Annotated in this window: 9 protein-coding genes; 2 read left to right on the forward strand and 7 right to left on the reverse strand. The window is 64.9% G+C overall.

Annotated elements, in window-relative coordinates; all coding sequences use genetic code 11:
- Positions 1-45: 45 nt before the first annotated feature.
- On the forward strand, positions 46-2,769 hold the full coding sequence (locus tag BGO80_RS12795; RefSeq protein ID WP_286721784.1) for a DNA translocase FtsK: 2,724 nt from the start codon (positions 46-48) through the stop codon (positions 2,767-2,769).
- Between the two features lie 586 nt (positions 2,770-3,355).
- Here the strand turns inward: BGO80_RS12795 and BGO80_RS12800 are convergent.
- Positions 3,356-5,014 carry an MBL fold metallo-hydrolase RNA specificity domain-containing protein gene (locus BGO80_RS12800; protein ID WP_286721785.1) on the reverse strand — a complete coding sequence of 553 codons (1,659 nt, stop codon included), beginning with the start codon at positions 5,012-5,014 and terminating at the stop codon, positions 3,356-3,358.
- Between the two features lie 123 nt (positions 5,015-5,137).
- On the opposite strand from BGO80_RS12800, the gene BGO80_RS12805 reads away from it, so the two are divergent.
- Entirely contained in the window at positions 5,138-5,488 is a 351-nt protein-coding gene (locus BGO80_RS12805; RefSeq protein ID WP_126149773.1) for a DUF1428 domain-containing protein, read from the forward strand.
- A 184-nt stretch (positions 5,489-5,672) separates the two neighbouring features.
- On the opposite strand, the gene BGO80_RS12810 is transcribed toward BGO80_RS12805, so the two are convergent.
- The 6 genes from BGO80_RS12810 to BGO80_RS12835 all read right to left on the reverse strand — a co-directional run bounded on the left by BGO80_RS12810 (position 5,673) and on the right by BGO80_RS12835 (position 11,775).
- A complete protein-coding gene (locus BGO80_RS12810; protein ID WP_286721786.1) occupies positions 5,673-7,550 on the reverse strand; it encodes an ABC transporter ATP-binding protein in 1,878 nt (625 codons plus the stop codon).
- A gap of 62 nt (positions 7,551-7,612) precedes the next feature.
- On the reverse strand, positions 7,613-8,404 hold the full coding sequence (locus tag BGO80_RS12815; RefSeq protein ID WP_286721787.1) for a DUF1684 domain-containing protein: 792 nt from the start codon (positions 8,402-8,404) through the stop codon (positions 7,613-7,615).
- A gap of 5 nt (positions 8,405-8,409) precedes the next feature.
- Positions 8,410-9,162 carry an ABC transporter ATP-binding protein gene (locus BGO80_RS12820; RefSeq protein WP_286721788.1) on the reverse strand — a complete coding sequence of 251 codons (753 nt, stop codon included), beginning with the start codon at positions 9,160-9,162 and terminating at the stop codon, positions 8,410-8,412.
- Positions 9,159-9,968, reverse strand: a complete 810-nt coding sequence (locus BGO80_RS12825; RefSeq protein WP_286721789.1) for an ATP-binding cassette domain-containing protein — start codon at positions 9,966-9,968, stop codon at positions 9,159-9,161. The genes BGO80_RS12820 and BGO80_RS12825 overlap by 4 nt, the downstream gene beginning before the upstream one ends.
- The gene (locus tag BGO80_RS12830) at positions 9,965-10,816 is read right to left on the reverse strand and encodes an ABC transporter permease (RefSeq protein WP_126149768.1); all 852 of its coding nucleotides are present in this window, start codon (positions 10,814-10,816) and stop codon (positions 9,965-9,967) included. The genes BGO80_RS12825 and BGO80_RS12830 overlap by 4 nt, the downstream gene beginning before the upstream one ends.
- Positions 10,813-11,775, reverse strand: a complete 963-nt coding sequence (locus tag BGO80_RS12835; RefSeq protein WP_286723023.1) for an ABC transporter permease — start codon at positions 11,773-11,775, stop codon at positions 10,813-10,815. Before BGO80_RS12835 ends, BGO80_RS12830 begins: the two co-directional genes overlap by 4 nt.
- Positions 11,776-11,787: the final 12 nt, after the last annotated feature.

An 11,787-nucleotide genomic window follows, 5' to 3' on the forward strand; every position in this document is an offset into this window, starting at 1 on the left:
CATCGGGTCCGCTCCTCCTGGACCCGGCAACGAGTATGCGTGCCCATGCCCAGCCATCCCGTTCCGACGCTAGACGATGTCCGCCCCGTGCCCCCGCGTGCCCGGGCTCCGAGCAGCAAAGCCAGTGCGCCAACGCCCCCACCGGCGATCGCCATTCGCATCCCGTTGCGCGTTGCGGGACTGATTTTGCTGGGCTTTTCGGCGATTTTGCTGGCGGCCATGGCCTCGTGGTCGGTGGATGATCCGTCGTTGTCCTTTGCCACCGACAAGGTTGCGGCCAACTGGCTGGGCTATCCCGGCGCGGTAATTGCCGACCTGGTTTTCCAGTTCCTGGGGCTGGCGGGGCTGGTCATGGTGGTGCCGATGGCGCTTTGGGGCTGGGCCATGGTGCGGCGTTATCAGCCGACACGCATGCCGCTGCGCGCGCTGGCCTGGATCGGCGCAAGTCTTTTGTTTTGCGGGGTTTTTTCGTTTATCCCCATGCCCGAAACCTGGCCCTTGCCGACCGGTTTGGGGGGAATCGTCGGCATGGGATTCGTGACTTTGGCGAACATGATCGTCGGGGCCGATCCGCAGCCGGTGACCGCGACACTGTTCGCCGTCATTCTGGCCGCGCCGGCGCTGGCGCTGTTCTGGATCGCCATGGGCCTGGGTACTGCCGTGCGGGCCGTGCCGAAAAAGGCCAATGGCCGCAAGGGCGTAGCCGAAGAGGCCGCCGACGAGCGCGAGCCCAATCCGCTGGTGGAAGTGGCTATCGGCGCGGTGGTGCATATGGGCTATTCGCTGCGCACCGCCTTCCGCCGCGCCCGCGCCGAGTATCAGACCCGCCGCGAGGCCGAGGCGCCCGAACCCCAGTTCGGCGCCGAGTCTGACCGCGATATGAACGAAACCTTAACGCCCGAAGTGTCCATTCCGCGCGAGCCGATCATGGCGGCGCCGCAGCGGCGCATTCACGCTCCGGTCGAGCCGGCGATCGAACCGAGCTTCGAACCCAGTTTCGAACCATCCGCGCGCATCCTGGCGCAGCCCAATTACGACGACACCGAAATCGACTATCCCGACGAGCCCGAGGACGATATCCCCTTCGTGCCCGACATGCCTGCGCCGCCCCAGACAATGCGTGGCGATTCGCGCTTCCATCCGGTCGATCATTCGGCGCCGCGTGTCGCCGTGGCCGCACCTGCTCCGCGTCCGGTCCAGGGCCAGCGCGTGTTCCGCGAAGCCCAGGGCTCGCTGCTGGATGAACCGCATGGTTTCGAGCTGCCGGCGCTCAGCCTCCTGGCCGAACCCAAGCACAAGGGTCCCTCGCCCGAGCACGCGCCAGAGCGTCTCGAAGCCATGGCGCGTCGCCTCGAGGAGGTGCTGGGCGATTTCGGCGTCAAGGGCGACATCATCAATGTGCGTCCCGGCCCGGTGGTCACCCTGTTCGAACTCGAACCGGCCCCCGGCATCAAGTCGTCCAGGGTCATTTCGCTGGCCGACGATATCGCCCGCTCGATGAGCGCCATCTCCGCCCGCGTCGCCGTGGTGCCGGGCCGCAATGCCATCGGTATCGAATTGCCCAACCAGGTGCGCGAGACCGTGTTCTTCCGCGAAATGCTGGCCAGCTCCGACTTCGAGAAGATGAAGGGCAAGCTGCCGATCTGCCTGGGCAAGACCATTGGCGGCGAGCCGGTGATTGCCGATCTGGCGCGCATGCCGCACCTGCTCATCGCCGGCACCACCGGCTCGGGCAAGTCAGTCGGTATCAATACCTTCATCCTCAGCCTGCTCTACCAGATGACGCCCGAGCAGTGCCGGATGATCATGATCGATCCCAAAATGCTGGAATTGTCGATCTATGACGGCATCCCGCATCTGCTCACCCCCGTGGTCACCGACCCCAACAAGGCGGTGGTGGCGCTCAAATGGGCGGTGCGCGAGATGGAAGACCGCTATCGCAAGATGAGCAAGATCGGTGTGCGCAACATCGACGGCTTCAACCAGCGCGTGTCCGAAGCTGCGGCCGAGGGCAAGACCATTACCCGCACGGTGCAGACCGGCTTCGACCGCGAAACCGGCGAGGCGATCTTTGAAAGCGAAGAGTTCGATCTCGAGCCCTTGCCCTATATCGTCATCATCGTCGACGAAATGGCCGACCTGATGATGGTGGCCGGCAAGGACATCGAAGGCGCCATCCAGCGCCTCGCCCAGATGGCCCGTGCCGCCGGCATCCATATGGTCACCGCAACGCAGCGCCCGTCTGTCGACGTGATCACAGGTACCATCAAGGCCAACTTCCCGACCCGCATCTCCTTCATGGTGACCTCGAAAATCGACTCGCGCACCATTCTGGGCGAGCAGGGCGCCGAGCAGCTCCTCGGCAATGGCGACATGCTCTACATGGCCTCGGGCGGCCGCACCAAACGCCTGCATGGCGCTTTCGTCTCCGACAACGAAGTCGAGTCGGTCGTGGCCCACCTCAAGAGCCAGGGCTCTCCGGACTATCTCGACAATATCACCGAGGAAGACGAAGAGGGCGGCGAGATGGGCGGCGATGCCGGCGGCGACAGCTATGCTGGCTCGGGGGATGAGCTTTACGACAAGGCGGTCCATATCGTCATGACCGACAAGAAGGCTTCAACCTCCTATGTGCAGCGGCGCCTGGCCATTGGCTACAACAAGGCCGCGACACTGATCGAGCGCATGGAACGCGAAGGGGTCATCAGCGGCCCCAACCACGCCGGCAAGCGCGAGATTCTGGTCGGCAACAATGCCGACGGCTACTGAGCGGCGATAGATGCCCTGATGTGAAAGAGCCCCGGCCATGTGCCGGGGTTTTTGTTTTGGGGCGGGTGGCGGGTGGCCCTCGGGTCGGGCCCGAGGGCGGAACTGTGCGGGGAAATATTCTTCTCTACCGGCCGTCACCCTCGGGCGAAGACCCGAGGGTCCTTTGGCTGGCGCGGTGCGGGAAAGTGTAGGGCCCTCGGCTCAAGGCCGAGGGTGACGGCCGGTGGGTGTTGGTACACTGAGGGGGCAACCCATACTGGGCGGCCGTCGGCTCAAGGCCGAGGGTGACGAGCGGTGGGTGTGGGTGCACTGAGGGGGCAACCCATACGGGACTGCCATCGGGTTGGGCCCCAGGGCGGAACTATGCGGGGCAATACTCTTCTCCTCCGGCCGTCACCCTCGGGCGAAGACCCAAGGGGTTTTTGGCTGGCGCGGTGCGGGAAAGTGTAGGGCCCTCGGCTCAAGGCCGAGGGTGACGACCAGTGGGTGTGGGTACACTGAAGGGGCAACCCATATTGGGCGGCCCTCGGGCGGAGGCCCGAGGGTGGCGACCGGTGGGTGTGGGTGCACTTAGGGGGCGGGCGCCTTATTCGTCGAAGGACTGCGTTTCCACCGGCGTGACCGGGGTCGGCACGGGCGGCGGCGTTGGCGCGGCGCCGAGGGTGGAGAGCTTGTCTTGCAGGCTTTGCATGAGGGCGAGTTTTTCGGCGTCGCTGAGCGATTGCAGGCGCTGGCTGAGGCGGATGGTGAAGTCGGAAAAGGCATTGTGCCAGTCCGAGGGGAGTTGTCTGAGATCGACGCGACGTGTTTCGGGAGCGCGGGCCGCCTGGATGCCGGTAACGGTGAGTTCGAAATAGTCGTCAAGTTGGGGCAGGATGACCTGATCGCCGCCGAGTTCGCGGGTGGCAAGGATGGCATCGCGCAGGGCGTGGCGTTCCTCGTCCTCGCCATGGGTGAGGAAGAGCGCGCCATGAGCCGGCAGACGCTTTTCGATCCAGTCCATCAATTCGGAATGGTCGGCATGGGCCGAGTAATTGCCCATGGCGCGAATGGTGGCGCGCACCGGCACCAGGGTGCCGTGAATGCGCACTTCCCTGGCGCCGGACAGGATGATCTGCCCCAGCGTGCCCGGCGCCTGATAGCCCACGAAAAGGACGGTGGCATTGGCGCGGATGAGATTGTTGCGTAAATGGTGTTTGATGCGGCCGGCATCGGCCATGCCGGAGGCCGACATGATGATGGCGCCGCCCTTGATGGCATTGAGGGCCTTGGATTCTTCGACATCCTCGATGATGCGGAAGCGCGGATCGTTGAACAGCTCGTCGGCGCTGAGCTCGGTATCCTCGAACATTTTTGCATATTTGCGATAGACGCCGGTGACCTTGCTGGCCAGGGGACTGTCGAGTACGACGAGACGTGGATCGATCTCGCCATTGCGGATCAACACGCCGATATCGTGCAGCAGTTCCTGGCTGCGCTCGACTGCGAATGCGGGGATGATGAGATTGCCGCCACGCGCCATGGCCAGGTTGATTTCGGTCTTCAGCGCCTCGCGGCGCTCGATCAGCGTGTAATCGGCGCGTTCGCGCCCGCCATAGGTGGATTCACACAGGATATAATCGAAATCCGAAGGCCCTTCGGGCTGGGCATAGAACACCTTCTCGTCCGGGCCGATATCGCCCGAGAACATCAACCGCACCGGCTTGCCCCCGCCATTGCTGACCTCGACCTCGATGGAGGCCGAACCGATGATGTGGCCGGCATTCCAGAAGCGCGCGCGCACGCCCGGGCCGGGCTCGATCCACGCGCCATAGTCCGTGGTGTGGCGGTGCTGCAGCGTCTCTTCGGCGTCTTCCATGGTGTAGAGCGGCCTGGCAGGCAGATCGCCACGCCGGTTGCGCTTCTTGGTCTCGCGCTCGGCCTCGCTTTCCTGGATGCCCGCTGAATCGGGCAGCAGATATTCGAGCAGGCCGGAGGTCGGTTCGGTCATCCACATCGGTCCGCGCCAGCCTTCGGCATAGAGCTTTGGCAAGAGACCCGCGTGATCGATATGGGCGTGAGTCAGCAGCAGGAAGTCGATCTGTTTGGGATCGAAGGGCGTGGGCTTCAGATTGAGGTCGCGCACGCTCTTATTGCCCTGGAACAGGCCGCAATCGACCAGGAATTGTCCCTGTGGATGCACCACGCGATAGCAGGAGCCCGTGACTGTGCCGGCCGCGCCATGGAAATATAGTGTGACGGTCATCGGCGGCCTCCTTATTTTGTCCTTGGGTGTCGAGACTAGCGCTTCCCATCCGTCGAAGTCGAGGCGGGCGCTTGCAGACGGGTGCCCGGCCGAACGTTCGATCAGCCAGATGAGGAGACCAAGATGACCTATGTCGAAGGTTTTGTAGCGGCGGTGCCGCGCGCGAACAAACAGCTCTATATCGACCATGCGCGCCCCGGCGCAGAACTGTTCCTCCAGTGGGGCGCCACCCGCGTGGTCGAAAACTGGGGGGATGACGTTCCACCGGGCGAGCAGACCGACTTTCAGCGGGCGGTGCAGGCCAAGGACGATGAGGTGATCGTCTTTTCCTGGATCGAATATCCCGACAAAGCAACCCGCGACGCGGTGAAAGCGCGCATGATGGAGGATCCGGCCATGGACACTATCCCGGACATGCCCTTTGACGGCGCGCGGATGATCTTCGGCGGCTTCGCGACGCTGTTTTCGGTGTAGCGCTGTGGGCGGTTCACACTTTTTCTGGAAGGGCCCTATTTGAACCCTTCGTCAGATTTATGTCGTCTCAATCAGCTGTGACCCCGGCGAAGGCCGGGGTCCATTCTGAGATCTGGAGATGGATCCCGGCCTTCGCCGGGATGACATGGGTTTTGGCGTTGGTTCGGTTCAAAACTGCAGTACCCTAGCGGTAGCCGGCGGCTTGCAGGTCGAAGAGTTCGGCATAGCGGCCGTATTGGGCCAGCAATTGCTCATGCGTGCCGGCTTCGAGAATGGCGCCATTGTCGAGCACGAGGATGCGGTCGGCCATGCGCACGGTGGAGAAGCGGTGGGAGATGATCACCGCGCTCTTGCCCTGGGCCAGGCCCTTGAAGCGGGCAAAGACCTCGGCTTCGGCCTTGGCGTCGAGGGCAGCGGTGGGTTCGTCGAGAATGATCAGCTCGGCGTCGCGCATATAGGCGCGCGCAATGGCCACCTTTTGCCACTCGCCGCCCGAGAGGTCGCGGCCCTGCTTGAACAGGCGCCCCAATTGCTGGTCATAGCCCTTGGGCAGCTTGGCGATGACGCCATCGGCCAGGCTCTGCTCGGCGGCGCCTTCGATGCGCGCCTGATCCTCGCGCGCGGCGATGCGGCCGACCCCGATATTGTCGCGGGCCGAAAAGCTGTAGCGGATGAAATCCTGGAAGATCACCCCGATATGGGCGTGGATTTCGGCCGGCGCCATGTCGCGCAGGTCGACGCCATCGACGGTGATGCGGCCTTCGCTCGGGTCGTAGAGACGGGTCAGAAGTTTGACGATGGTGGTCTTGCCGGCCCCGTTCTCGCCCACCAGCGCCAGGGTTTCCCCAGCCGGCAGGGTGAAGGAGAGATTGCGGACCACCCAGTTTTCGGTCTCGGGATAGCGGAAGCCGACGCCCTCGAAGACGATGCCCTGCCGGATCGGGGTGGGGAAGGGCTTGGGATTGGTCGGCGGCAGGACGGTGGGCTCGATCTCGAAGAAGGAGAAGAGATCGTCGAGATACATCGACTGGCCGGCGATCTGGGTGAAGCCGAGAAGGATCTTCTGGAACAGCCCGTTGAGGCGGAGGAAGGAGCCGGAGAGGAAGGCGAGATCGCCCAGGGTGAAGGCGCCGGTGACGGTGCGCCAGACGATATAGGCATAGGCCGAATAATAGGCGAGGCTGGCAATGGCCGAGAACAAAGCGCCCCAGCTGGCGCGCAGGACGGCCACGCGCCGGTTTTCGAGGAAGATATCATGCGCCAGCCGGCGGAAGCGGCTGATGAGGTAATCTCCGAGGCCGAAGAGCTTGACCTCCTTGGCGGTTTCGGCGCTGGCCCCGATATGGCGCAGATATTCGAGCTCGCGCCGCTCCGGCGTGCGCCAGCGGCTGAGCATATAGGCCAGGGTATTGAAGCGGGTCTCGCCCCAGATCGAGGGGATGAAGCTCAGCGGCAGCAGCAGGATGAGCCAGGGCGCATAGACGAAAAGGCCGGCGGCGAGGGTGAGGACGGTAAGAATGTCCTGCGCCTGGCCGAACATCTGGCTCAATAGCGCATTGCGGCCGGCGGCCTGGCGGCGAGCGCGCTCCAGCCGGTCCTGATATTCGGCGCTTTCGAAATGCATGAGATCGAGCCGGGCGGCATGGGCCATGAGCTCGACGCTGACCTGGTTGGAATGCAGTTCCGAGAGGATGGAATCGACGAGACCCGTGGCGCGGGCAATGATGTCATTGGCCAGCACCAGGCCGAATTCGAGCAATAGGAGCAGGAGGATCGGCTCCAGCAGGCCGGCATTCCACCAGTCGAGAATGCCGGGGCCGGGCGGGGTAATGGCGGTGAGGCGCACGACTTCGTCGACGATGAGCTTGGCCGCATAGAGCACGGCCACCGGCTGCAAAGCGGCGATGAGACGCAGGCCGATGCTGGCGGCGGTCAACGGGCGGCTGGTGCGCCAGATCTGCGCGACCAGGCGCCCGAGATGCGCCAGGTTCTTGAGGCGCTCGCGCAGGGATGGGGTGTCGTCGGAAAGCGGTGGGGGGCGGCGCCCGGGGAGGTCGGTCATGATCGCCAATGTAAGGGCTCGCCCCTATTGCTGGAATAGGGGCGAGAACCGATTTGATCGGATCAGTGGCCGTTGGCGATGCGCTTTTCGCCGGCCTCAATGCGGATGGGCAGCACGTTTTCGGCCGGCGGCATCGGGCAGACGGCAAAATCGGTGAAGGCACAGGGCGGGTTGATCGCCTTGTTGAAGTCGAGAACGATGGAGGTCTCGGTCACGTCTTCGCCGAAGACGAAGCGGCAGGCGGCATAGGTTGCGTCCTTGGCCGTCTGGTCGCGGATGACGAATTGCGGGCTTTGCGGCGTGCCATGGGTGGCGAGCAGCTCATAGGTGACGCCGTCGCGGGTGAAGACCGCCTTGTGCGAGGCCTCGACCGAAGTCTCGATGGCCTTGGACGTGGTGATGGTCAGGCCCTTGGGCCTATCGAGCTTGATCCAGTCGGCCACGATGCGCCAGCTGGCATCGAGCGGGAAATAGTCGAGCGGCGGCAGGGCGTCGGGAGCCGTGGAAGCGGTATCGCGCACGCGCAGCGCGTTCTCGCCATTGAGCGTCGTCACTTCCAGCAGCAGGTTTTCGGCGGTGAAGCGCGGGGGATTGTACTTGCTGAGCACCAGCTTGATCGGGCTGTCGCCATTGGCGGGTGCATAGGTGACATTGCCCGCGGCGTCCTGGGTCAGCGTACCGACATGAGCGGGGCCGGTGGGCAGGATGATGTCGTTATCGTCGGCACTGCCGACCGAGACCGTGCCTTCGGAGAGCCAGTCGCGGGCGATGATGTTGAGCCAGCCATCGGGCGCCTTGAGGGCGGCGAGGCGGCGGGCCTGCCATTGGGCATAGTCGGTGGCGTAGTCGGTCATGGTCATCAGTCCTTGAAGGAAAGGCGGGGAACGCTGGCGAGGAGGCGCTGCGTATAGGGATGCTGGGGCGCGGCAAGCACGGCGGCAGAGTCGCCCTGCTCGACGATGCGGCCCTTTTCGAGAATGACGATGCGCTTGCAGAGCGCGGCGACGACGCCGATGTCGTGCGAGACGAAGAGGAGGCTCATGGAGGTGCTGAGCTGAGCCAGAAGGTCGACGATGCGCACCTTGGTGGTGAGATCGAGCGCACTCACCGCCTCGTCGGCGAGCAGCAGGCGCGGGCCCGGCACGATGGCGCGGGCAATGGCGATGCGCTGGCGCTGGCCGCCGGAGAACTGATGCGGATAGCGGTCCGCCGCGTCAGGAGAAAGGCCCACGGCGTCGAGCGCCTTGGCGACCATTTCCTGGTGATCGCCATCGATGCGCAGTGAGCGCAGGGGTTCGGCGATGATGGAAAAAACCTTCTGGCGCGGATCGAGCGAGGAATAGGGGTCCTGAAACACCACCTGCGCCTGACGCCTGAAATCCCGCATGAAGGCGCGATTGCCCGGATCGAGCAGGGCGCCATCGAAACGGACTTCACCGCTATCGGGCCGGGCAAGGCCGAGCAGCAGGCGCAGGAGCGTGGTCTTGCCGGAGCCGGATTCGCCCACCAGCCCGACACTGTCGCCGGGCGCGATGGCAAGACTGACGCGATCAAGGATCGGCCGCTCGGCTGTATAGGCGAAGCTGACATGTTCGACGCTGACGAGGCTCATGGGCGCGCTCCCATGGCGTCGTCGAAACTGCGCGCTGCAGCGAGGAGGCTTTTGGTATAGTCGTGCTGCGGCTGGGCGAAGACCTCGGAGACCGGGCCGGCTTCGACCGCTACGCCCTGGCGCAGAACGACGACACGCTCGACGGCATTGGCGACCACCGGGAGGTCGTGGCTGATGAACAGAAGCGCCATATCGCGCTCGCGCGCCAGCCGGTCGATCAGCATGAGAATTTCGGCCTGGGTGGTGACATCGAGGGCAGTGGTCGGTTCATCGGCGATCAGCAGGTCGGGACGGCAGGCCAGCGCCATGGCGATGGCCACGCGCTGGCGCTGGCCGCCTGACATTTCGTGGGGATAGGCTCGCGCCAGCCGTGCCGGATCGGGCAGGGCCACGTCTTCGAGCAAGGCGATGACCGCCCTCTCGAGCGCGGCGCCGCTTAGCGGGGCGCCATCGCGCCTGGCGCGGCGGGCCAGGGGTTCGGCAACCTGCCGGCCGGCGCGCATGAGGGGATCGAGCGCTGTCAGCGGCTCCTGAAAGACCACGGCCACGGCCTTGCCGCGCAACTGGTTGAGCGTGTTTTCCGGAGCGCCGATCACCTGCTGCCCGGCAAGCATGACCGAGCCGCTGGCGGAAAGGCCGGGTGCGAGGAGGCCGGTTGCGGCGAGGGCCGACAGCGACTTGCCCGAGCCCGACTCCCCGATCAGCCCCAGACGCTCGCCGCGACCGAGACTGAACGACAGGTCTGTGACCAGCGGCTTCTCGCCGGCATGGACGCTGAGGCCTTTGATGTCGAGCAGCGCGCTCATCGGCCAGACCTCGTGGGATCGATGCGTTCGCGCAGGCCATCGGCCAGCAGATTGACGCCGATGGCCAGCGACACCAGCGCCAGACCGGGCGCGATGGCGCCGAGCGGGGCGGTATAGACCGTGCCCTGCGCTTCCTGCAACATGCGGCCCCAGGAGGCATTGGGCGGCGGCGCGCCGAGCCCGAGATAAGAGAGCGAGGCTTCGGCAATGACGGCGAGGCCGAATTGCAGGGCGAAATTGACCGAGAGCGTCGGCCAGATATTGGGCAGGACGTGGATGAAAACGATCTTCGGCCAGGACGAGCCGGAAGTGCGCGCGGCGGTAATATAGTCCATCACCAGCACGCGCTTGGCGAGGATGCGGGTCAGCCGCGCCACGATGGCCGAGAGCGCGATACCCAGCGCCAGAATGGCCGACCAGAGGCTGGCGGTGTCGCTGGCGGCGACCACCAGCATGGCAATGAGCAGGGTGGGGAAGGCGATGAGAATATCGAGCGTGGCGGCCAGCGCATCGTCGAGCCATTTGCTGGCAAAGGCGGCGAGAATGCCCAGCGTCACCCCGATAGTAGCGCCGATGGCGACCGCGCCGATGCCGACGGTCAGCGCAATGCGGCTGCCGATCATCAGCTGGGTGAAGAGATCGCGGCCCAGCCGGTCGGTGCCGACCCAATGGGCAAGGCTGGCGCCTTCGAGCCGCCCGCCGGTAAAGGCGTTTGGATCATAGGGCAGCCAGACCAGACTCAATAGACCGGTGACGACATGGAGGCCCACAAGCAGCACGCCGAGCCAGAGAAGCCAGCCGGTGGCGCGCTTGCGGCGGGGGGCGGCGGTGACAGCTATCGTGCTCATGCCTCGGCCCCCGAACGGCCGCGCAGGCGCGGGTCGATGAGGCGCTGGGCGAGATCGGCGGCAAAGCCGATCAGCAGTACCAAAAGGGTGGAGACGAAGAGCACGCCCTGCACATTGGGATAGTCGCGCTGCTGGATGGCCAGCAGCAGCATGGAACCCAGGCCCGGCAGGGAAAACACCCGCTCGATGACCACGGCGCCGAGAAAGGTGGTAGCCAGCTCGATGCCGAGAATGGAGACGACCGGCACCGCCCCATTGCGCAGGCCATGCTTGAACAGGGCCTCGGGAAAACTGGCGCCCAGCGCCCGGGCGGTGCGCAGATAGTCGCTGCCCAACACGTCGAGCGTCGCGGCGCGCACATAGCGCAACAGTGAGGCCCCCATGACGAGGCCAATGGTGAGGGCCGGCAAGATCATGCCGGTAGCTGCCTCGGAAAAATTGCTCCAGCCGCGCAAGGGAAAGCCGCCCGAGGGCAGCCAGCGCAGATTGATGGCGAAGAGGGTGACCAGCAGAATGCCGACCCAGAACACGGGAATGGCAATGCCCAGTTGCGAAATCACCGAAATGGCGGCGCCATACCAGCGATCGCCGCGCACGGCAGCGACGATGCCCAGCGGCACGGCCAAGACGATGGCGAGGAGAAAGCCGAGAAAGGCCAGCGGCAGGGTGACCGACATGCGGTTGCCGATTTCGTCCAGCACCGAGGCGCGGCTGACAAAGGAGGTGCCCAGATCGAGCCGGGCGAGATTGCCGATAAAGCTGACGAACTGCACGGCAAGCGGCTGGTCGGACCCAACCTGGGCCCGCGCCGCTTCGATCTGCTGGGTGGTGGCGCCGACGCCGAGCAGGGCATTGGCGGGGTCGCCGGGCAGAAGGCGCAACAGCACGAACAGCACCACGGCCGCCATGAACAGCGAGACGATGAGGATCAGCGTGCGGCGAAGCGTATAGGCGAGAATGGTCGTGGTTCC

This window comes from Devosia sp. 63-57 (assembly GCF_001899045.1).
GTDB classification, from domain to species: Bacteria; Pseudomonadota; Alphaproteobacteria; order Rhizobiales; family Devosiaceae; genus Devosia; species Devosia equisanguinis.

Excerpts from the sequence above, each read along its gene's own strand:
- BGO80_RS12805 (WP_126149773.1), top strand. The coding sequence starts at position 5,138 with ATGACCTATGTCGAAGGTTTTGTAGCGGCGGTGCCGCGCGCGAACAAA.
- BGO80_RS12825 (WP_286721789.1), bottom strand. The coding sequence starts at position 9,968 with ATGAGCGCGCTGCTCGACATCAAAGGCCTCAGCGTCCATGCCGGCGAG.
- BGO80_RS12800 (WP_286721785.1), bottom strand. The coding sequence starts at position 5,014 with ATGACCGTCACACTATATTTCCATGGCGCGGCCGGCACAGTCACGGGC.
- BGO80_RS12815 (WP_286721787.1), bottom strand. The coding sequence starts at position 8,404 with ATGACCGACTACGCCACCGACTATGCCCAATGGCAGGCCCGCCGCCTC.
- BGO80_RS12830 (WP_126149768.1), bottom strand. The coding sequence starts at position 10,816 with ATGAGCACGATAGCTGTCACCGCCGCCCCCCGCCGCAAGCGCGCCACC.
- BGO80_RS12795 (WP_286721784.1), top strand. The coding sequence starts at position 46 with ATGCCCAGCCATCCCGTTCCGACGCTAGACGATGTCCGCCCCGTGCCC.
- BGO80_RS12810 (WP_286721786.1), bottom strand. The coding sequence starts at position 7,550 with ATGACCGACCTCCCCGGGCGCCGCCCCCCACCGCTTTCCGACGACACC.
- BGO80_RS12820 (WP_286721788.1), bottom strand. The coding sequence starts at position 9,162 with ATGAGCCTCGTCAGCGTCGAACATGTCAGCTTCGCCTATACAGCCGAG.